This is a genomic window from Streptococcus chenjunshii, from assembly GCF_003086355.1.
Classification (GTDB): Bacteria; Bacillota; Bacilli; order Lactobacillales; family Streptococcaceae; genus Streptococcus; species Streptococcus chenjunshii.
Window position 1 is genome coordinate 73,597 of the sequence record NZ_CP031733.1, and the last position, 20,399, is coordinate 93,995.

The 20,399-nt window shown below is 43.1% G+C and carries 31 protein-coding genes; all 31 read left to right on the forward strand.

Annotated features, from left to right (window positions below; all coding sequences use genetic code 11):
- Positions 1 to 29: 29 nt before the first annotated feature.
- On the forward strand, positions 30 to 566 hold the full coding sequence (locus tag DDV21_RS00425) for a hypothetical protein (protein WP_116878510.1): 537 nt from the start codon (positions 30 to 32) through the stop codon (positions 564 to 566).
- Between the two features lie 199 nt (positions 567 to 765).
- The gene (locus tag DDV21_RS00430; RefSeq protein WP_116878511.1) at positions 766 to 1,206 is read left to right on the forward strand and encodes a low molecular weight protein-tyrosine-phosphatase; all 441 of its coding nucleotides are present in this window, start codon (positions 766 to 768) and stop codon (positions 1,204 to 1,206) included.
- Positions 1,207 to 1,228: 22 nt separating this feature from the next.
- A complete protein-coding gene (locus DDV21_RS00435; protein ID WP_116878512.1) occupies positions 1,229 to 1,609 on the forward strand; it encodes an MORN repeat-containing protein in 381 nt (126 codons plus the stop codon).
- Positions 1,606 to 3,396 carry an acyltransferase family protein gene (locus tag DDV21_RS00440; RefSeq protein WP_116878513.1) on the forward strand — a complete coding sequence of 597 codons (1,791 nt, stop codon included), beginning with the start codon at positions 1,606 to 1,608 and terminating at the stop codon, positions 3,394 to 3,396. Before DDV21_RS00435 ends, DDV21_RS00440 begins: the two co-directional genes overlap by 4 nt.
- An 813-nt stretch (positions 3,397 to 4,209) precedes the next feature.
- Positions 4,210 to 5,700 (forward strand): threonine synthase, encoded by a 1,491-nt coding sequence (gene thrC, locus DDV21_RS00445; RefSeq protein ID WP_116878514.1) that lies wholly within the window; start codon positions 4,210 to 4,212, stop codon positions 5,698 to 5,700.
- Between the two features lie 93 nt (positions 5,701 to 5,793).
- Positions 5,794 to 7,074, forward strand: a complete 1,281-nt coding sequence (locus DDV21_RS00450; RefSeq protein WP_116878515.1) for an MATE family efflux transporter — start codon at positions 5,794 to 5,796, stop codon at positions 7,072 to 7,074.
- 248 nt (positions 7,075 to 7,322) lie between these two features.
- Entirely contained in the window at positions 7,323 to 7,631 is a 309-nt protein-coding gene (gene rpsJ / locus DDV21_RS00455) for a 30S ribosomal protein S10 (protein WP_116878516.1), read from the forward strand.
- Positions 7,632 to 7,722: 91 nt separating this feature from the next.
- The gene (rplC, locus tag DDV21_RS00460; RefSeq protein ID WP_116878517.1) at positions 7,723 to 8,349 is read left to right on the forward strand and encodes a 50S ribosomal protein L3; all 627 of its coding nucleotides are present in this window, start codon (positions 7,723 to 7,725) and stop codon (positions 8,347 to 8,349) included.
- Positions 8,350 to 8,373: 24 nt separating this feature from the next.
- Positions 8,374 to 8,997, forward strand: a complete 624-nt coding sequence (gene rplD, locus DDV21_RS00465; RefSeq protein WP_116878518.1) for a 50S ribosomal protein L4 — start codon at positions 8,374 to 8,376, stop codon at positions 8,995 to 8,997.
- Positions 8,997 to 9,293 carry a 50S ribosomal protein L23 gene (locus tag DDV21_RS00470; RefSeq protein WP_116878519.1) on the forward strand — a complete coding sequence of 99 codons (297 nt, stop codon included), beginning with the start codon at positions 8,997 to 8,999 and terminating at the stop codon, positions 9,291 to 9,293. Before rplD ends, DDV21_RS00470 begins: the two co-directional genes overlap by 1 nt.
- Before the next feature lie 17 nt (positions 9,294 to 9,310).
- Positions 9,311 to 10,144 (forward strand): 50S ribosomal protein L2, encoded by an 834-nt coding sequence (gene rplB / locus DDV21_RS00475; protein ID WP_116878520.1) that lies wholly within the window; start codon positions 9,311 to 9,313, stop codon positions 10,142 to 10,144.
- A 267-nt stretch (positions 10,145 to 10,411) separates the two neighbouring features.
- The gene (rpsS, locus tag DDV21_RS00480) at positions 10,412 to 10,690 is read left to right on the forward strand and encodes a 30S ribosomal protein S19 (RefSeq protein ID WP_116878521.1); all 279 of its coding nucleotides are present in this window, start codon (positions 10,412 to 10,414) and stop codon (positions 10,688 to 10,690) included.
- Between the two features lie 17 nt (positions 10,691 to 10,707).
- Positions 10,708 to 11,052: a 50S ribosomal protein L22 gene (gene rplV / locus DDV21_RS00485; protein WP_067064805.1), complete on the forward strand. Its 345-nt coding sequence runs from the start codon at positions 10,708 to 10,710 to the stop codon at positions 11,050 to 11,052.
- Positions 11,053 to 11,064: 12 nt separating this feature from the next.
- Positions 11,065 to 11,718, forward strand: a complete 654-nt coding sequence (gene rpsC / locus DDV21_RS00490; RefSeq protein WP_116878522.1) for a 30S ribosomal protein S3 — start codon at positions 11,065 to 11,067, stop codon at positions 11,716 to 11,718.
- A gap of 3 nt (positions 11,719 to 11,721) precedes the next feature.
- A complete protein-coding gene (gene rplP / locus DDV21_RS00495; protein WP_116878523.1) occupies positions 11,722 to 12,135 on the forward strand; it encodes a 50S ribosomal protein L16 in 414 nt (137 codons plus the stop codon).
- A gap of 9 nt (positions 12,136 to 12,144) precedes the next feature.
- A complete protein-coding gene (gene rpmC, locus DDV21_RS00500; protein ID WP_067064813.1) occupies positions 12,145 to 12,354 on the forward strand; it encodes a 50S ribosomal protein L29 in 210 nt (69 codons plus the stop codon).
- A gap of 24 nt (positions 12,355 to 12,378) precedes the next feature.
- The gene (rpsQ, locus tag DDV21_RS00505; RefSeq protein ID WP_116878524.1) at positions 12,379 to 12,639 is read left to right on the forward strand and encodes a 30S ribosomal protein S17; all 261 of its coding nucleotides are present in this window, start codon (positions 12,379 to 12,381) and stop codon (positions 12,637 to 12,639) included.
- A gap of 27 nt (positions 12,640 to 12,666) precedes the next feature.
- Complete coding sequence (gene rplN / locus DDV21_RS00510; protein ID WP_116878525.1) at positions 12,667 to 13,035, forward strand: 50S ribosomal protein L14; 369 nt, start codon at positions 12,667 to 12,669, stop codon at positions 13,033 to 13,035.
- A 177-nt stretch (positions 13,036 to 13,212) separates the two neighbouring features.
- Positions 13,213 to 13,518, forward strand: a complete 306-nt coding sequence (gene rplX / locus DDV21_RS00515) for a 50S ribosomal protein L24 (protein WP_116878526.1) — start codon at positions 13,213 to 13,215, stop codon at positions 13,516 to 13,518.
- A gap of 23 nt (positions 13,519 to 13,541) precedes the next feature.
- On the forward strand, positions 13,542 to 14,084 hold the full coding sequence (rplE, locus tag DDV21_RS00520) for a 50S ribosomal protein L5 (RefSeq protein WP_116878527.1): 543 nt from the start codon (positions 13,542 to 13,544) through the stop codon (positions 14,082 to 14,084).
- A gap of 15 nt (positions 14,085 to 14,099) precedes the next feature.
- Positions 14,100 to 14,285, forward strand: coding sequence for a type Z 30S ribosomal protein S14 (locus tag DDV21_RS00525; RefSeq protein ID WP_067064824.1), 186 nt, complete (start codon positions 14,100 to 14,102; stop codon positions 14,283 to 14,285).
- Between the two features lie 320 nt (positions 14,286 to 14,605).
- Positions 14,606 to 15,004, forward strand: coding sequence for a 30S ribosomal protein S8 (rpsH, locus tag DDV21_RS00530; protein ID WP_116878528.1), 399 nt, complete (start codon positions 14,606 to 14,608; stop codon positions 15,002 to 15,004).
- A 198-nt stretch (positions 15,005 to 15,202) separates the two neighbouring features.
- Positions 15,203 to 15,739, forward strand: coding sequence for a 50S ribosomal protein L6 (gene rplF, locus DDV21_RS00535; protein WP_116878529.1), 537 nt, complete (start codon positions 15,203 to 15,205; stop codon positions 15,737 to 15,739).
- Between the two features lie 99 nt (positions 15,740 to 15,838).
- Complete coding sequence (gene rplR / locus DDV21_RS00540; protein WP_116878530.1) at positions 15,839 to 16,195, forward strand: 50S ribosomal protein L18; 357 nt, start codon at positions 15,839 to 15,841, stop codon at positions 16,193 to 16,195.
- 18 nt (positions 16,196 to 16,213) lie between these two features.
- Positions 16,214 to 16,708 carry a 30S ribosomal protein S5 gene (rpsE, locus tag DDV21_RS00545; RefSeq protein ID WP_116878531.1) on the forward strand — a complete coding sequence of 165 codons (495 nt, stop codon included), beginning with the start codon at positions 16,214 to 16,216 and terminating at the stop codon, positions 16,706 to 16,708.
- Between the two features lie 14 nt (positions 16,709 to 16,722).
- Positions 16,723 to 16,905: a 50S ribosomal protein L30 gene (gene rpmD / locus DDV21_RS00550; RefSeq protein WP_116878532.1), complete on the forward strand. Its 183-nt coding sequence runs from the start codon at positions 16,723 to 16,725 to the stop codon at positions 16,903 to 16,905.
- A 218-nt stretch (positions 16,906 to 17,123) separates the two neighbouring features.
- Complete coding sequence (rplO, locus tag DDV21_RS00555; protein ID WP_116878533.1) at positions 17,124 to 17,564, forward strand: 50S ribosomal protein L15; 441 nt, start codon at positions 17,124 to 17,126, stop codon at positions 17,562 to 17,564.
- A gap of 16 nt (positions 17,565 to 17,580) precedes the next feature.
- Positions 17,581 to 18,891, forward strand: coding sequence for a preprotein translocase subunit SecY (secY, locus tag DDV21_RS00560; protein ID WP_116878534.1), 1,311 nt, complete (start codon positions 17,581 to 17,583; stop codon positions 18,889 to 18,891).
- A 374-nt stretch (positions 18,892 to 19,265) separates the two neighbouring features.
- A complete protein-coding gene (locus DDV21_RS00565; protein ID WP_116878535.1) occupies positions 19,266 to 19,913 on the forward strand; it encodes an adenylate kinase in 648 nt (215 codons plus the stop codon).
- Positions 19,914 to 20,028: 115 nt separating this feature from the next.
- Positions 20,029 to 20,247, forward strand: coding sequence for a translation initiation factor IF-1 (gene infA, locus DDV21_RS00570; RefSeq protein WP_001040189.1), 219 nt, complete (start codon positions 20,029 to 20,031; stop codon positions 20,245 to 20,247).
- A gap of 24 nt (positions 20,248 to 20,271) precedes the next feature.
- A complete protein-coding gene (rpmJ, locus tag DDV21_RS00575) occupies positions 20,272 to 20,388 on the forward strand; it encodes a 50S ribosomal protein L36 (protein ID WP_000868345.1) in 117 nt (38 codons plus the stop codon).
- The last annotated feature ends 11 nt before the right edge of the window (positions 20,389 to 20,399 follow it).

Here is a 20,399-nt window from a genome sequence, read left to right on the forward strand (position 1 = left end):
TAATAAACGAATAGGAGGATGATATATTTATGAAAAAAACAATTAAGTTAACCTTACTGACTGCCAGTATCTTGGCACTTGCTGCCTGCAGCAGCAATAATCAGACAGAAAACTCAAAGACCGCCTCTTCCAGTTCCAGTGTAACTAAGAGTACGAGTTCTGATAAAACGACATCAAGCAGTCAGTCTGATACTGGCAGCGGTAAAGGCATAACTTACAGTGATGGCAGCACAATTTTAGTTAGCGGTTCCAATAATTTTAAGGTAACGTTGAATGATGGGACGGATATAACAGCAACTGATGATGGAACCTACACCATTCTTGATTCGGACGGAACAACAGTAACTAAAGCAGCTGACGGCAGCTATGCGATTGTTTTATCTGATGCTACAAACATAGCAGCCAAAGGAGACGGCACATATGTCATTACAAGCGCGAGCGGGGAAGTTAAAATGGGCTCCAACTTAAGTGAGATTGATGACTATTTAACAGAAAACGGCTATCCGACTATTGAGGACTATGACGAAAAGGTAGAGGATATTAAGGACTATATTGACAGCCATTAAAGACTATTGGTCTTGTTGCTGGATTTTAACCAGCAATGGGGAAATCAGCAATTGATCAACAGCCAGCTGAGTTTTTTGCTGCCGACAGGCGCAGAAAGCTTGGCTGTTTTTTTGAGGTAAAGCCTTATTTAAAGTGGAAAATCCGTTAAAAATAGGGTAATATTAAAGGAGGAAAGTAACATTAAAAGGAACCTCAAAGATGAAAAAAATCTGTTTTGTTTGTCTGGGCAATATTTGCCGTAGCCCTATGGCTGAATTTGTGATGAAGGATATGGCTAAAGGGCAGCCTGTCCTTGTAGAAAGCCGGGGGACCTCAGGCTGGGAGCACGGCAATCCTATTCATTCCGGGACACAGACTGTTTTGAAGCAACATCGTATCGTTTTTGATAAAACGAAAGTTTCTCAGCGCATCAGTCTGAAGGATTTTACGGATTTTGATTATCTTATCGGCATGGATAAGGATAATGTGCGTGATTTAAAGCGTTTGTCTGATGGCAGATTTACTGAGAAGATCTTTTTATTTACAGAAAATGGTGTACCTGATCCTTGGTACACAGGAGACTTTGCTGCAACTTATGATCTGGTGAAGCAGGGCTGCCGGTATTGGCTGTCAGTGCTTTCTGAAAAGGCGGAAAATTGATAAAGAAGAGGAAGGGATAATAATGAGAAGGTTTAAGCTGACACGGGAGAAATTAGAACTTGCAAGTGTGCTTCTTATTGTAGTCTGCGGACTTTCTGTGCTCCCTCTTGCTTTTAAAGAAAAGACGGCGCTGACCTATGATGATGGGAAAATAAGCTACACAGGCTATGTTGTTAATAACCGGATGAACGGCCAGGGAAAGCTGACTTATGAAAACGGCGATGTCTATGAAGGGCAGTTTACTAATGGGGTGTTCAACGGTCAGGGGACGTTTACATCAAGTCATGGCTGGTCTTACAGCGGCAGTTTTAAAAACGGTCAGGCTGACGGCCAAGGGACTCTGAAAGCTAAGAACGAAGAAGTCTATACAGGCACCTTTGTACAGGGGATTTATCAAAAATGAGAATAAAATGGTTTTCTTTAATACGTGTTTGCGGCCTGCTGCTGGTGCTGCTTTACCATTTCTTTAAAAACACTTTTCCAGGCGGCTTTATCGGTGTTGATGTGTTTTTTACGTTTTCAGGCTATCTGATTACAGTCTTGCTGATAGATGAATATGCCAGAAATAAGCGCATCAACCTGCTGGCTTTTTTTAGACGGCGGTTTTACCGAATTGTTCCGCCTTTGGTATTAATGATTCTTTGCATTATGCCTTTCGTCTACTTAGTTCGTTCAGATTTTATTGCGGGAATCGGCCGGCAGATTGCGGCAGCTTTGGGTTTCGCCACTAATTTTTATGAGATTATTACGGGCGGGAATTATGAAACACAGTTTATTCCCCATCTTTTTGTACATACGTGGAGTTTGGCCATCGAGGTTCATTTTTACATTATTTGGGGCTTTTTAGTCTGGTGGCTGGCCAGACAAGGTTACGATAAGAATAAATTAAGAAGTCTTGTTTTTATCTTATCAGCGGCTCTTTTTGCGCTTAGTTTTGGCAGCATGTTCATCAGAGCCTTTTTCGTAGACAATGTATCGCGTATTTATTTTTCAACACTTTCTCACACCTATCCCTTCTTTTTAGGAGCCATGGTTGCTACACTGTCAGGTGTAGCAGAAACAACAGCGCGCTTCAAGCGCAATTCACGGCTCTGGTCCGTGAGGCGCACGCTTTCTGTTTTTGCTGGCAGTTTTTCTCTTTTGCTGATATTGAGCCTGCTGCTTGATTTTAACAGCCTTGTAACTTATCTTTTTGGCTTTTTCCTGGCAAGTTTCTTTACGGTGCTGATGATTTATGCGGCGCGCGTGCTTCATGATAAAACAGCTGATCTGAAAGAACCGCTTATTATAACCTTTTTAGCAGATATCAGCTATGGCATGTATCTCTTTCACTGGCCTTTTTATATTATTTTCAGCCAGCTTTTGCCTAATGTGTTGGCCGTTCTGTTAACCCTCTTTTTCTCACTTGTCTTTTCGGCTTTATCTTATTATATTATTGAACCATTTATTGCAGGTAAAAAAATCAGGCTTCTTGGAGTTGATTTTAATCTCACTCCTTATAAAAAATGGCTTTATGGCACAGTCGGTTTCCTGAGTGCCCTAACGCTTGTGACAGTGATTGTGGCTCCCAGAGTTGGTGCTTTTGAAACGGAATTAACTGTTAATTCTTTAAAACAAGCCCAAATGAATCTTGAACGTACACATACATTAGCTGCAGGAGATGCAAGTGCACTCAGTGATGTTATGGTTATTGGAGATTCGGTTGCTTTACGTTCCAGCGACGCTTTTGCTTCACTCTTACCGGAAGCACAGCTGGATGCTTCAGTAAGCCGCGATTTTGATGATGCCTTTACTATTTTTCGGAATCATCTGGACAGCGGGACCTTGTCAAAAGTCGTTGTACTGGCTGTCGGTGTCAATTCGCTGGACCAATATAAAGAAGATCTCGACCAGTTTGTGGAGGCTCTTCCTGATGGTTATCGTCTGGTTCTGGTCACCCCTTATAATTCTAAAAACATAACTCAGGTTTCAGAAGTCAGGGAATACGAACTGCTGCTTGCTAAGACCTACGATTATCTTACTGTTGCCGACTGGTATCAGGCTGCTGTTGATAATCCCGATATCTGGAACGGCACAGACGGTGTTCATTACAGCGATGCTGATGAAGAGGGAGCTAACCTCTATGTAGAAACTATTCAGAAAGCTGTTCAAAAAGCAGCAAAACATCCAGCTAAAGGGGAGTCGGAATGATAATGAAATGGAGAGTGGGACAAAATCGGTCAATTGTCATAACATGATGCTTTCGATTTTGTCGTCCCGCCTCCGCACAGTTGCTTAGAGAAACTACTATTCTGTTGTGCCGCAAGGGATGGGAACTTCCACTGCGCCAAACTCATCTGTTTAAAACAGTAAAACGAGGAGGACTTTTGTCTCAGCCTTGTCACTGTTTTTTTATTTGAAGTCCGTCTTTTACAGATTAAAAAACTTCAAAAAAATGAAATCGTTTACTGCTCAAAAAGTTTCTGATTAGCTGTTTACAAATAAAAATGATAGAGCTATAATAAAGGTGACAGAGGATGTCAGAAAAATAAGGGGGATAAAAATGACTGAATTGTTCTATGATGTTTTAGCAACAGTTTGGATTTCCATTGCTGGGGTAGACTCGCGCTGGGAATATTAATTAATTGACTTTACTAGTAGCGAAATGATTCAACACCGCGCCTTTAGACAGGTTTTGCAGCTGATTCAGCTGCAGGTCTGCCTAAGGGCGTTTTTATGATAGCGGTTTTTAATTTCTAGGTAAGTTTTGTCTGCCTCTGGTTAAGTTCAGACCGCTAATTTTGATGTGGTGCAGACATAGTTGGTTTCCTCTGTTTTTCATTCTCGTGCCTAACGCTCAGTCATTTTATTGCAGCGAAAAATTTCTAATGCCTGCCTCTTCATAAAGCAGATCCTTATTGCTTTTAATATAAAGCTTTTGCTATTTTCCGGCACTTCACTCAAATATTCAGAAAATTATGGTATAATGCATGTACAAGACTATCTAGATAAAGAGGAAGAAGTATGACCTTGATATACCAGTCAACACGTGATGAAAACAATAGAGTAACGGCCAGTCAGGCTATTCTGCAAGGCTTAGCAGCTGACGGCGGACTGTTCACCCCCCTGTCCCTGCCCAAGCTCAATCTTGATTTCGATCAGCTTCAGCAGGCATCATATCAAGAAGTTGCTAAACTTGTTTTAGCCGCTTTTCTGGATGACTTTACAGAAGCAGAACTGGATTACTGTATTGAATCTGCTTACGATGATAAGTTTGATACTCCTGCCATCGCACCCTTGGTTAAAGTTGAAGGACACTATAACTTAGAACTGTTTCACGGCTCCACTATTGCTTTTAAGGATATGGCTCTGTCCATTTTGCCTTATTTACTAACAACATCTGCCAAAAAACAGGGGGTAGATCATAAAATTGTTATTCTGACTGCGACATCAGGTGATACAGGAAAAGCTGCTATGGCTGGTTTTGCTGATGTTCCGGGAACGGAAATCATTGTTTTTTATCCTAAAGGCGGGGTCAGTAAGATTCAGGAACTCCAGATGACCACCCAAGAAGGAGCTAATACCCACGTTATTGCCATAGAAGGAAATTTTGATGATGCTCAGACCAATGTCAAAGAGATGTTTAATAATTCAGATTTAAAGCTGAAACTTCAGGAGCATCAGATGCAGTTCTCATCAGCAAATTCGATGAATATCGGCCGTTTGGTGCCACAGATTGTTTACTATATCTATGCTTACGCTCAGCTGATTAAAACAGAACAGATTAAGAGTGGGGATGAAATTAATGTAACCGTCCCGACAGGAAATTTCGGCAATATCTTAGCCGCTTACTATGCCCGCCAAATTGGTCTGCCTATTGGCAAGCTGATTTGTGCTTCCAATGAAAACAAGGTTTTGGCAGACTTCTTTGCGAGCAGAACTTATGATAAGAAGCGTCCTTTCCGTGTGACAACGAGTCCTTCTATGGATATTCTAGTGTCGTCAAACTTGGAGCGTCTGCTTTTTCATCTGCTGGACAATGATGCTGCTGCAACGAAGCGTTTAATGGATGAACTGGCAGTCAAAGGAGAATACCATTTGCCTGAAGCGGTGAATCAGGATATTCTGAATTTATTTGCAGCGGGTTCTGCAACAGAAGAAGAGACGGCAGCTGAAATCAAACGTGTTTACGAGCACTCTGCTTACATTGAAGACCCACATACGGCAGTTGCTTCTGCGGTTTACCGGGCTTATGCTGAACGTACAGGAGACCAGAGACCGACAGTTATCGCTTCAACGGCCAGTCCTTACAAGTTTCCCCGTGTCGCAGTAGAGGCTGCTACAGGAAAAGATGCAGGGAATGATTTTGCAGCTGTACGTGAACTGCATGCCTTGTCAGGTGTTGCTGTTCCTAAGGCTGTAGCTGGCTTGGAAACGGCAACTGTCCGCCACAGAGCGGTTGTTGCCAGCAAGGCGATGCAGGAGGCGGTTGAAGACTGTCTCGGTCTTTCCTGATAAAAAAGCACAAGCAGTCAGAAAGACTGAAATACAGAGGCACATGATGCGTACCCCTTTCTTTTGGCTGCGGTGCTTTTCTTATGTAATAGTATGAATTCAAAAAAGAACATTATTCAGCTGGCTCTGCCTGCTATGGGGGAAAATATTCTGCAGATGCTTATGGGAGCTGCAGATAATTTCTTGGTAGCTCAGGTAGGTTTAGCTGCGGTTTCCGGAGTATCAGTTGCCAATAATATTATCACGGTATATCAGGCTTTGTTCATTGCCCTTGGTGCTGCGGTTTCCAGTTTGATTGCTAAAAGCTATGGCGAAAAAAATCTAGCCCAGACCAAACGTTATCAGTCAGAATCAGTTTTTGTGACGTTAATTCTTGGGCTGGCTTTAGGTCTGTTTTCTTTGGTATTCGGCAAAACGGTTCTGAGATTGCTGGGGACAAGCCCGTCAGTGACACAGAATGGCGGGCTCTATCTAATTATTGTGGGCGGTCTGATTTTCGGTTTAGGGCTAATGACGACTTTCGGGGCACTTCTGCGGGCACAAGGCAAATACGTACTGCCTATGACGGTCAGTTTGCTGATTAACTTGCTTAATGCCTTGCTGTCCGCTTGTGCAGTTTTGGTTTTTAACTGGGGCGTTGCGGGTGTCGCGGCTGCAACTGTTTGTTCACGTTTGCTCGGGGTCTTGCTTTTGGGCAGCCAGCTTCCTGTTAGAGAGATTTTCAGCCAGATAAGGCTGCGGGCGGATAAAGAGTTGCTGGGCTTGGCTCTGCCTGCTGCAGCTGAGCGTCTGATGATGAGAGCCGGCGATATTGTCATTGTAGCGATAATTGTGAAATTTGGTACGGAAGCTGTTGCTGGCAATGCCATCGGAGAGACCCTGACTCAATTTAATTACATGCCTGGGATGGCTGTCGCGACAGCGGCTGTCATTTTAGTAGCCCATAGTCTGGGTGAAGGCAATAAGAAAGACATCAGACTTCTGGTTAGAGATTCTTATCTTATTTCTTTATTGTTAATGCTGCTGATCGGGGCCTTGATTTTTTTCTTTGGCCGCAGTTTGACAGGCCTGTTTACTGTAAACACAGCAGCTGTTCAGGCTAGTCTGATTGTTTTGTTTTATTCTTTTATCGGCAGCCCTGCAGCAGCAGGAGCGCTTGTTTTCACAGCTGTCTGGCAGGGACTTGGTCAGGCTAGGCTTCCTTTATATGCGACGACTATTGGAATGTGGGGAATCCGCATTGTCCTCGGCTCTGTTCTGGGTCTTTTTCTTGGTCTGGGTCTGGCTGGTGTTTGGCTGGCGACACTTATGGATAACGTATTTAGGTGGTTTTTTCTCTACTGCAGATACAGACAGTTTATACAGGAGAAGTAGAATATAGTAAAAAACGCAGCTTCGGCTGCGTTTTTTTGAAACCCTTTTCCTGAATAAAATCAAAAAAAATAATAAAAACCCCTTGCAAAGCCTTGTCAAATCTGATATTATAGGTGGGTGCTGTAAAAAAAAACAGCTTTAGCTATGATGCAAGAGGTTGCGACACGCTCGGTTGCATTGCCACGCAATCGCCTGTCGGTTTTCTTGAAGAGCTAGCCTATTATCGTAAATAGACGAGAGGAGAAAAGATGGCAAATAGAAAAATCCGTATCCGCCTGAAGGCTTACGAACACCGTACATTAGATGCGGCTGCTGAAAAGATTGTTGAAACTGCAACACGCACCGGTGCGACAATTGCCGGACCTGTTCCGTTGCCAACTGAACGCAGTCTTTATACAGTTATCCGTGCGACTCACAAGTACAAGGATTCTCGTGAGCAGTTCGAAATGCGGACACACAAGCGTTTGATTGACATTATCAACCCGACACAGAAAACAGTGGATGCTTTGATGAAACTGGATCTGCCAAGCGGTGTCAACGTGGAAATCAAACTTTAATTAATATAAGGGCCTGTAAGTGCTCTTGTGAAAAAACTGAGCAGGAAAGCTCGGAAAACAAAAATAAAATATAGTAAAGGAAATAGTTCTCATGACAAAAGGAATCTTAGGGAAAAAAGTGGGAATGACTCAAATCTTCACAGAAAACGGTGAATTTATTCCTGTAACAGTCATTGAAGCAACACCTAATGTTGTGCTTCAGGTTAAAACTGTCGAAACAGACGGTTATGAAGCTGTTCAAGTAGGTTTTGATGACAAACGTGAAGTGCTGAGCAACAAACCTGCCAAAGGCCATGTAGCAAAAGCTAACACAGCTCCTAAGCGCTTCATTCGTGAATTCAAAAACATCGAAGGCTTGGAAGTTGGTCAGGAAATTACAGTTGATACTTTCGCAGCCGGTGATGTTGTTGATGTCACAGGAACAACAAAAGGAAAAGGTTTCCAAGGGGCGATTAAGCGTCATGGACAATCGCGCGGACCGATGTCACACGGCTCACGCTATCACCGCCGTCCGGGTTCGATGGGGCCGGTTGATCCTAACCGTGTCTTCAAAGGCAAAAAATTAGCCGGACGTATGGGTGGCAACCGTGTAACAGTACAAAACCTTGAGGTGGTACAAGTGATTCCGGAAAAGAACGCTATCCTTATTAAAGGTAACGTACCGGGAGCTAAAAAGTCACTTGTTACCATCAAATCAGCAGTTAAAGCTGCTAAATAATAAGGAAAGGGGAAATCAGTAAAAATGGCCAACGTAAAACTATTTGACCAGACTGGTAAAGAAGTCAGCGAAATCACTTTAAACGATGCTGTCTTCGGAATTGAACCAAATGAAGCGGTTGTTTTTGATGTATTAATCAGCCAGCGTGCCAGCCTTCGCCAAGGAACACATGCGGTAAAAAACCGTTCTGCTGTTCGCGGCGGTGGGCGTAAGCCGTGGCGCCAAAAAGGAACTGGGCGTGCCCGCCAAGGTTCTATTCGTGCGCCTCAATGGCGTGGCGGCGGCGTTGTTTTTGGACCGACTCCGCGTTCGTATGCCTACAAACTTCCGCAGAAAGTTCGCCGTCTTGCTTTGAAATCAGTTTATTCAGCAAAAGTTGCTGAAAATAAATTTATCGCTGTGGACGCTCTTTCATTCGCAGCTCCAAAAACTGCTGAGTTTGCAAAACTTCTCGCTGCGCTTGATGTTGATACAAAAGTGCTCGTTCTCCTTGAAGAAGGCAATGCATTTGCTGAACTGTCAGCTCGCAATCTTCCTAATGTGACGGTTGCTACAGCCGGAACTGCAAGTGTTCTTGATATTGTCAACAGCGACAAGGTTTTAGCTACTAAAGAAGCGATCTCTACGATTGAGGAGGTTCTTGCATAATGAATTTGTACGATGTCATTAAAAAACCAGTTATCACTGAAAAAGCAATGTACGACTTGGAATCAGGAAAGTACACATTTGAAGTAGATACACGTGCACATAAGCTTTTGATTAAGCAGGCTGTCGAAGCTGCTTTTGAAGGGGTTAAAGTTGCCAGCGTTAATACTGTCAATGTTAAACCGAAAGCAAAGCGTGTCGGCCGCTACACTGGTTTTACAAGTAAAACTAAAAAAGCGATTATTACACTGACAGCTGATTCTAAAACAATTGATCTGTTTGAAACAGAAGCTGAATAATCTAAGGAGGAAATAAGGTGGGTATTAAAGTTTATAAACCAACGACCAATGGCCGTCGTAATATGACTTCTTTGGATTTTGCAGAAATTACTACTACAACTCCTGAGAAATCACTGCTTGTTCCTTTAAAGAACAAGGCAGGCCGCAATAATCAAGGCCGCATTACTGTCCGTCACCAAGGCGGCGGGCATAAACGCCACTACCGTTTGATTGACTTCAAACGTAACAAAGATGGTGTCGAAGCAATTGTTAAAACAATTGAATATGATCCAAACCGCACAGCTAATATCGCTTTGGTGCATTACACTGATGGCGTGAAAGCTTATATCCTTGCGCCGAAAGGTCTTGAAGTTGGCCAGCGTATTGTATCAGGGCCGGATGCAGACATCAAGGTCGGCAACGCGCTTCCTTTGGCCAACATCCCTGTTGGTACTGTTGTTCACAATATTGAGCTGAAACCTGGAAGAGGGGCTGAACTTATCCGAGCTGCTGGTGCTTCTGCTCAAGTGTTGGGACAGGAAGGCAAGTATGTGCTTGTCCGCCTTCAGTCTGGTGAAGTCCGGATGATTCTCGGGACCTGCCGTGCTACTGTTGGTACTGTCGGCAATGAACAGCAAAGCCTGATCAACATCGGTAAAGCAGGGCGCAGCCGCTGGAAAGGGATTCGTCCTACAGTCCGCGGTTCTGTAATGAACCCTAACGATCACCCGCACGGTGGTGGTGAAGGTAAAGCGCCGGTTGGACGCAAAGCGCCATCAACTCCTTGGGGCAAACCTGCACTTGGTTTGAAAACACGGAGCAAAAAAGCTAAATCAAATAAACTTATTGTTCGCCGCCGTAACGAAAAATAGGCGTCTGAACATCAGAATACATGCTTATGGCGGCTGAATTGCCGTAAGCTCAGAGTGCAGTCTTTTTATGCACAGGCACTCTGTTGATATTATCCGCCAGCTCGGTAGGGCAGTGATAGTTTAAACTGCTGCAGCTTATCTAAAAGCCTTTGCTGGTTTTAAAGTCAGAAGAGGTTTCTTCTGGTTGAGCCTGATGCAAAGAAAGCAGTTCGTTTTCTATCTCTTCTCAAGCCGCTGTGGTATCTATTTTAAAGGAGAAAAATAAAAATGGGACGCAGTCTTAAAAAAGGACCTTTCGCCGACGAGCATTTAATGAAAAAAATTGAAGCTCAGGCTAATGACGAAAAGAAAAAAGTAATTAAAACTTGGTCGCGCCGTTCAACGATCTTCCCAAGTTTTGTCGGATATACAATCGCAGTTTACGATGGACGCAAACATGTTCCTGTTTATATTCAGGAAGATATGGTAGGCCACAAACTTGGTGAATTTGCACCGACAAGAACTTACAAAGGTCACGCAGCTGACGATAAGAGAACACGTCGTTAATAGGAGGAGAAAACACAATGGCAGAAATTACTTCAGCTAAAGCAATGGCTCGTACAGTGCGTGTTTCCCCTCGGAAAACACGTCTTGTGCTCGATCTTATCCGCGGTAAGAACGTTGCTGATGCAATTGCAATTTTAAAATTCACGCCTAACAAAGCCGCTCGTGTAGTTGAAAAGACACTCAATTCAGCTATCGCTAATGCAGAAAACAATTTTGGCTTGGAAAAGGCAGATTTAGTGGTGTCTGAAACATTTGCAAACGAAGGACCGACGATGAAACGTTTCCGTCCGCGTGCGAAAGGGTCAGCTTCACCGATTAATAAACGGACAACTCACGTTACCGTAGTTGTAGCAGAAAAATAAGGAGGTAAAATCGTGGGTCAAAAAGTACATCCAATTGGTATGCGTGTCGGAATCATCCGTGACTGGGATGCGAAATGGTATGCTGAAAAAGAATACGCGGATTACCTTCATGAGGATCTGGCAATCCGTAAATTTATCAACAAAGAGCTGGTGGATGCTTCAGTTTCAACCATTGAAATTGAGCGCGCTGTAAATAAAGTTATTGTTACAGTTCATACTGCTAAACCTGGTATGGTTATCGGGAAAGGCGGCTCAAATGTTGATGCACTTCGTGCTCAGCTCAATAAACTGACAGGCAAACAAGTTCACATTAACATCATTGAAATTAAAGCGCCGGACTTAGATGCTCACCTTGTGGGTGAAAATATTGCCCGCCAGCTTGAGCAGCGTGTTGCTTTCCGCCGCGCTCAAAAACAAGCTATTCAGCGGACAATGCGTGCGGGAGCTAAAGGAATTAAAACACAAGTATCAGGCCGTCTGAACGGTGCCGATATTGCCCGCAGCGAAGGCTATTCAGAAGGGACTGTTCCGCTTCACACACTTCGTGCCGACATTGATTATGCCTGGGAAGAAGCTGACACAACTTACGGTAAGCTTGGCGTTAAAGTTTGGATTTACCGCGGCGAAATTCTTCCAGGCCGTAAAAACACTAAAGGAGGGAAATAACAGATGTTAGTACCTAAACGTGTTAAACACCGCCGCGAATTTCGCGGAAAAATGCGCGGTGAGGCTAAAGGTGGCAAACAGGTGGATTTTGGAGAGTACGGTCTTCAAGCTACAACAAGCCACTGGATTACCAACCGTCAGATTGAGGCTGCCCGTATTGCTATGACACGTTATATGAAACGTGGCGGTAAAGTTTGGATTAAAATTTTCCCTCATAAATCATATACAGCTAAAGCAATCGGTGTGCGTATGGGATCTGGGAAAGGTGCGCCTGAAGGCTGGGTAGCTCCGGTCAAACGTGGCAAAGTGATGTTCGAAGTAGCCGGTGTTTCCGAAGAGGTGGCACGGGAAGCACTTCGCCTTGCCAGTCACAAACTGCCGGTTAAGACTAAATTCGTAAAACGTGAAGCAGAGTAAGGAGAAGACATGAAACTTCAAGAAATTAAAGATTTTGTTAAAGAGCTTCGTGGCTTGTCTCAAGAAGAGCTTGCTAAAAAAGAAAACGAACTCAAAAAAGAATTGTTTGATCTTCGTTTCCAAGCCGCAGCAGGTCAGCTTGATCAAACTGCCCGTTTGCGCGAAGTGAAAAAACAGATTGCCCGAGTTAAGACAGTTCAGGCTGAAACGAAAGAATAGATTGGGAAAGGAGTCTTCTAACTAATGGAACGTAATCAACGCAAAACCCTTGTTGGACGTGTTGTCTCTGACAAGATGGATAAAACAATTACTGTTATAGTTGAAACTAAGCGTAACCACCCAGTCTATGGTAAACGTATCAACTATTCAAAGAAATATAAAGCACATGATGAAAACAATCTTGCTAAAGAAGGCGATATCGTTCGTATCATGGAAACTCGTCCATTGTCAGCTACAAAACATTTTCGTCTTGTAGAAGTGATCGAGAAAGCTGTTATTATCTAATATTAAAACTAAAAGGAGAAAAGTGAAATGATTCAACAAGAAACTCGCTTGAAAGTTGCTGATAATAGCGGTGCCCGTGAAATCTTGACTATCAAAGTGCTTGGTGGCTCAGGACGTAAAGTTGCTAATATCGGTGATGTTATCGTTGCTTCAGTGAAACAAGCTACTCCTGGTGGTGCAGTAAAAAAAGGTGAAGTTGTTAAGGCTGTTATTGTTCGGACAAAATCAGGCGCACGCCGTCCGGATGGATCTTACATCAAGTTCGATGAAAATGCAGCAGTTATTATCCGTGATGACAAAACCCCACGCGGAACCCGTATCTTTGGTCCGGTTGCCCGTGAATTGCGTGAAGGGGGCTACATGCGGATTATCTCCCTGGCACCAGAAGTGCTTTAATGCGAAGCATACTCTAAGTATCAAGCATAAATTTATTTTGAACAACAAGACACTGCCTTGTCTTAAACAAGCCTGTCTTAATGTTCTCAACTAACCCCCTCTTTAAAAAGCCTTAGTCCCCTAGCTGTTGGTTAGGGTGCCCTCAGGGCGTAAGAAATATAATAGGAGAAAACGTAAATGTTTGTAAAAAAAGGCGATAAAGTTCGTGTTATTGCTGGTAAGGACAGAGGTGTTGAATCTGTTGTCCTCAAAGCTCTTCCAAAAGTAAACAAGGTAGTTGTTGAAGGTGTTGCAATTGTAAAAAAACATCAGAAACCAAATGCCGAAAACCCTCAAGGGGCTATTGTTGAACAGGAAGCACCTATCCATGCATCAAATGTTCAGGTGCTTGATAAAAATGGCGTAGCAGGCCGTGTCGGCTATAAATTTGTTGACGGCAAAAAAGTCCGTTACAACAAAAAATCAGGCGAAGTGCTTGATTAATCACGAAGGAAAGGAGAGGCATAATGGCAAATCGCTTAAAAGAAAAATATATCAATGAAGTTGTTCCTGCACTGACAGAAAAGTTCAATTATAGTTCTGTGATGGCTGTTCCTAAAGTTGAGAAGATTGTTCTCAATATGGGTGTGGGCGACGCTGTTTCAAATGCGAAGAACCTTGAAAAAGCAGCTGAGGAATTGGCTCTTATTTCAGGGCAAAAACCCCTTATTACCAGAGCTAAGAAATCAATTGCTGGCTTCCGTCTTCGTGAAGGTGTCGCAATTGGAGCAAAGGTTACGCTTCGCGGTGAGCGAATGTATGAATTTTTAGACAAACTGGTTACTGTTTCACTGCCGCGTGTACGTGATTTCCATGGTGTTCCGACAAAATCATTTGACGGACGTGGTAATTATACGCTCGGTGTGAGAGAGCAGCTGATTTTCCCAGAAATTAATTTTGATAATGTTGATAAAGTCCGCGGACTTGATATCGTTATCGTTACAACTGCCAATACTGATGAAGAATCGCGTGAATTATTGACAGGTCTTGGTATGCCTTTTGCAAGATAATAAGGAGGTTGTGAATTGGCTAAAAAATCAATGATTGCTAAGAGCAAACGCCCTGCGAAGTTCTCTACGCAAGCTTATACACGCTGTGAACGCTGCGGCCGTCCGCATTCTGTTTACCGCAAATTTAAACTTTGCCGTGTCTGCTTCCGTGAATTGGCTTATAAAGGCCAAATTCCAGGAGTGACAAAAGCTTCTTGGTAAACCGATGGCATGAAGAGCGCTGTGGACAGGCAAATTAGGGAGATGTGGCTGTCTGGCGTGCAGACTTCTATATTTACCTGTTCATCGTGTGAACCCGAATTGAGCTGGTGCTCAAAACGGACTTAAACAAAAGGATACAAAGCTGTTCATTATATTTGGGCACGGGTCTAAAGCCTATGTGAAAAGGATAAACGTTTTAGAACGGTAAGGCTTCTTTAGCAAATTTCCTATTCTGCATTGTAGTTTTAGGTTCCCTTTGTATCGTCAATTAACTAGCAAGTGAAAAGCATCAAACTACTAGCTAAGAGGAGAAAAATAAAATGGTTATGACTGACCCGATTGCAGACTTCCTGACACGCATTCGCAATGCTAATCAAGAAAAGCATGAAATGCTTGAAGCTCCTGCATCAAACATTAAAAAAGGTATTGCTGAAATTCTTAAACGTGAAGGCTTTGTTAAAAATGTTGAAGTGATTGAAGACAATAAGCAAGGTATTATCCGTGTTTTCTTAAAATACGGACCAAATGGCGAACGTGTCATCACGAACTTGAAACGTATCTCAAAACCAGGTCTTCGTGTTTATGCTAAAAGCGATGATCTTCCTAAAGTTCTTAACGGACTTGGAATTGCAATTGTTTCTACATCAGAAGGACTTTTGACAGATAAAGAAGCCCGTCAAAAGAATGTCGGCGGAGAAGTGATTGCCTATGTATGGTAATCTCGTCAGAGCTTACCCCTTAAAAGACTGTTGATATTAGGTTGAGCTGTGGTGAAAAAAGGGTTTCTGATGTGCTCAGACACTCAGTTGATGACTCTGTTTTTGCTTTAGCTTTTGAGGCCCTTTAATCATAAGTCGCCCCGTGAAAACTAGTCGCAGTTGCAAGCGGCTTGATAATCTAACAGGAGAAAATAAATTATGTCACGTATTGGTAATAAGGCAATTGTACTGCCTGCCGGTGTTGAAATCACCAATAAAGATAACCTTGTTACTGTCAAAGGTCCCAAAGGGGAACTCAGCCGTGAGTTCAGCAAGGATATTGAAATCAAGGTTGATGGCAGTGAAATCACACTCCATCGTCCGAACGATTCTAAAGCAATGAAAATGATCCACGGAACGAGCCGTGCTAATTTAAACAATATGGTCGTTGGTGTTTCAGAAGGTTTCAAAAAGGAACTTGAAATGCAAGGGGTTGGGTACCGTGCCCAGCTTCAAGGCCAAAAATTAGTTCTTTCGGTTGGTAAATCGCATCAAGATGAAGTGACTGCTCCAGAAGGAATTACTTTTGAAGTGCCGTCAGCGACATCAATCATTGTTTCTGGAATTAATAAAGAAGTTGTCGGTCAGACAGCTGCTTACATTCGCAGTCTTCGTACCCCTGAACCTTATAAAGGCAAAGGTATTCGCTATGTTGGTGAATATGTCCGCCGTAAAGAAGGGAAAACAGGGAAATAAGATTGTGGCAGAATATGCGGTTTGGTTTTTCTGCTGCATATTGAACGTTTTATATCCTGTCAATAGACAAAGAAAAATAATATTTAAGAGGTGAAAATTGTGATTTCGAAGCCAGATAAAAATAAACTCCGCAAAAAACGCCATCGTCGTGTCCGCGGTAAAATCTCTGGAACTGCTGATCGCCCACGTTTGAACGTTTTCCGTTCTAATACAGGCATCTACGCTCAAGTAATTGATGACGTAGCGGGTGTAACGCTTGCAAGTGCGTCAACTCTTGATAAAGAAGTTTCTAAAGGAACGAAGACAGAACAGGCCGCTGTTGTTGGCAAATTAGTCGCTGAACGCGCAGTAGCTAAAGGTATTTCTGAAGTGGTGTTTGACCGCGGTGGATATCTCTATCACGGCCGTGTTAAAGCTTTGGCTGACTCAGCTCGTGAAAACGGATTGAAATTCTAAAAGGGAGGACACTGAATAATGGCATTTAAGGATAATGCAGTTGAACTTGAAGAACGTGTAGTTGCGATTAACCGAGTAACAAAAGTCGTCAAAGGAGGCCGCCGTCTTCGTTTTGCCGCTTTGGTTGTTGTCGGAGACCGCAACGGCAATGTTGGATTTGGTACTGGCAAAGCTCAGGAAGTACCGGAAGCTATTCGCAAAGCATCTGAATCTGCTAAGAAAAATATGATTGAAGTCCCAATGGTGGGAACTACAATTCCTCATGAAGTCCGCTCAGACTTCAGCGGAGCACGCGTTCTGCTGAAGCCTGCCGTTGAAGGGGCAGGTGTTGCTGCAGGCGGTGCGGTACGTGCTGTTGTTGAACTTGCAGGTATTGCAGATGTATCATCAAAATCATTAGGATCAAATACACCGATCAACATTGTGCGTGCAACAGTTGAAGGTCTGAAACAGCTTAAGCGTGCTGAAGAAGTTGCTTCTTTGCGCGGGCTTTCAGTTGCTGATTTGGGATAAGAAAGGAGATTAACATGGCTCAAATTAAGATTACTTTGACTAAGTCTCCGATCGGACGCAAACCAGAGCAAAGAAAGACAATCGCTGCTCTCGGACTTAGCAAGATAAATAGTTCGGTTGTTAAAGATGACAACGCAGCCATTCGCGGCATGGTCAACAAAGTTGCACATTTGGTTGCTGTTGAAGAAGCTAAATAAGATAGGTCCGTCAAATACAGCCGGTCTTTTGCCAGCAAACAGTTTATTTGCTGGATGTAAAGCCGTGCAGGTGTTTGGCTGACTTTGCATATAAGCAGTTGAGTCGCGGAGGTCTTCCTGCGGCTTAAACTGAACTAGTAAGTATAGGCGAGTTGATGCAGCAGAGTTCCTTTTTGCTGTATTGGCGCTAGCATTTTACAAATAAGGAGAAAAAATAAATGAAACTTCATGAACTCAAGCCTGCTCAAGGCTCTCGTAAAGTTCGTAAGCGTGTGGGCCGCGGCAGTTCATCCGGTAACGGCAAAACTGCTGGCCGTGGACAAAAAGGACAAAAGGCTCGCAGTGGCGGCAGCATTCGTCCTGGATTCGAAGGTGGACAAACGCCGTTATTCCGCCGTCTCCCAAAGCGTGGATTTACTAACATCAATGCTAAGGAATATGCTATTGTCAATCTTGAACAGTTAAATGTTTTCGAGGATGGTACTGAAGTAACACCGGCTCTTCTTAAGAAAGCCAGAATTATTCGTGCTGAAAAATCAGGCGTAAAAATTCTTGGCAACGGTGAATTAACTAAAACCTTGACTGTCAAAGCAGCAAAATTTTCGAAATCTGCTGAGGCAGCAATCACTGCTAAAGGTGGTTCTATCGAAGTCGTTTAATGAGAGGTAACTCATTATGTTCTTTAAATTACTCAAAGATGCTTTAAAGGTAAAAAATGTAAGAAATAAGATTTTCTTCACACTTTTTATTATCCTTGTCTTTCGGATAGGCACCCATATTACAGTCCCCGGAATCAATGCTAAAAATCTCGGCCAGCTCAGCGATCTTCCTTTTTTAAATATGCTGAATCTGGTGAGCGGTAATGCTTTGGGCAATTTCTCTGTTTTTTCAATGGGGGTCAGCCCTTATATTACAGCTTCTATCATTGTTCAGCTGCTGCAAATGGATATCGTGCCGCGCTTTGTTGAATGGAGTAAGCAGGGAGAAGTCGGACGCCGAAAATTGAATCAGGCGACACGCTATATTTCCCTGATATTTGCCTTTGTGCAATCGATAGGTATTGCTTACGGTTTCAATGCTTTATCAAGTGTAGGTATCGTAGCCACCCCTAATCTGCAAACCTATTTGCTGATCGGGGCTTTATTGACAACCGGCAGTATGATTGTAACCTGGCTGGGCGAGCAGATTACGGATAAAGGCTTTGGGAATGGGGTTTCGATGATTATCTTTGCCGGGATTATTTCTTCGATTCCCGATACTGTCCGTACGATTTATGAAGATTATTTCGTTAATATCCGGTCCGGTCAGTTGAACCATTCGTTAATCGTTGTTGGTATTTTGCTTCTTGCGACACTTGCAGTGATTTTCTTTACGACTTTTGTTCAGCAGGCTGAATACAAAATTCCGATTCAGTACACAAAACTGTCTCAAGGAGCACCAACCAGTTCTTATCTTCCTTTGAAGGTTAATCCGGCTGGAGTGATTCCTGTTATTTTTGCCAGTTCTATTACTACTATTCCCAGCACGGTTATTCCTTTCTTTCAAAATGGAAGAGATATTCCTTGGCTGACGACTCTGCAGAATCTTTTGAACTATCAGACGCCATCAGGTATGTTAGTCTACGCTCTGCTGATTGTGCTCTTCTCTTTCTTTTATACGTTTGTTCAGGTCAATCCGGAAAAAACGGCAGAGAATCTGCAGAAGAACTCTTCCTACATACCTAGTGTGAGACCTGGCAGAGAGACCGAAGACTATATGTCATCGCTGCTCAAAAAGTTAGCAACAGTTGGCTCTGTTTTTCTGGCTTTTGTTTCATTGAGCCCAATTATTGCCCAGCAGTGGCTGGATTTATCCTCCAGTGTTGCTCTGGGGGGGACCAGCCTGCTGATTCTTATTTCAACGGGTATTGAAGGCATGAAGCAGCTGGAAGGCTACCTTTTAAAACGACAGTATGTCGGTTTTATGAATACAGCGGAAATTAACTGATGCTGCAGTGTTTGAATTTCAGATAAAAGCGGGCTTGAGATAGCTTTCTGGCTTATTCATGATTAACTGAAAGAAGCTTAGATTGTATATCGTCAGGTTCGCTTGTTTTTAAAGTGTAAGCTGAAAGCGTCTTATGCTCAGTCTTTTGCATGATTATATGTACTGACTTTTACTGGCACTTGAATCAAACAACAGGCTGTAGATACTCGGTAAGGCTTTGACCTAAGAATAACGAAAAAAAAGCTCTATGGCTGACGGGAGCGGCAAGGTATTTGTACGGCCGTTTCAGACTAAAATTTTGGGGACAAACAATGCAGCTGTCCCTGCTTAAAGGGGCTTACGTTTGGCCCTCGCTTTAAATTAAGGAGACTAGCATGAATCTTTTGATTATGGGGTTGCCCGGTGCAGGAAAAGGCACTCAAGCAGCTAAGATTGTTGATGAATTCGGAGTAGCGCACATTTCTACCGGTGACATGTTCCGTGCTGCTATGGCTGAACAAACCGAGATGGGACTGTTAGCTAAATCCTATATTGATAAGGGGGAGCTTGTTCCGGATGAAGTGACAGACGGAATTGTCAAAGATCGTCTTTCTCAGGATGATATCGCAGCCAAAGGTTTCTTGCTCGATGGCTATCCGCGTACGATAGAGCAGGCACATGCTCTTGATGACATTTTGGGGAGCCTCGGTTTGAAACTTGATGGCGTCATCAACATTGATGTTGATCCGTCGTCTTTGCTGGAACGCCTAAGCGGACGTATTATTAACCGTAAGACTGGTGAGACATTCCACAAAGTTTTTAACCCTCCAGTAATGGATGATAGCTATCATGAAGAGGACTATTATCAGCGGGAGGATGATAAGCCCGAAACTGTCAAACGCCGTCTTGACGTTAATATTGCTCAGGGAGAGCCCATTCTTGCCCATTACCGTAAGGCAGGTATCGTTTTTGATATCGAAGGAAACCAGGATATTGAGGCTGTCTTTCAAGATATTAAAAAAGCGCTTGAAGCGATGAAATAATTGCTCAAACTTACTTGCGTATGCGGGGAAGTCGTGATATAATAGGCTAGTCTGGCTTATAAATGTATCTCTGTGCTCAGAGGACAGCAAATCGAAATTTAGGGGGTGCTTTTGCGTGGCAAAAGAAGATGTGATTGAGATTGAAGGTAAGGTTGTTGAAACGATGCCTAATGCAATGTTCACTGTTGAGTTGGAAAATGGACACCAAATTTTAGCAACTGTATCAGGAAAGATCCGGAAGAACTACATTCGTATTTTGGTAGGTGATCGTGTTACCGTTGAAATGAGTCCTTATGACTTAACGCGTGGGCGGATCACATACCGCTTTAAATAATCGAAATAATTGGAGGGATTAAAGATGAAGGTAAGACCATCGGTTAAACCAATTTGCGAATACTGCAAGGTTATTCGCCGCAATGGCCGTGTTATGGTAATTTGTCCGACAAATCCAAAACACAAGCAACGTCAAGGATAACGATAGATTAG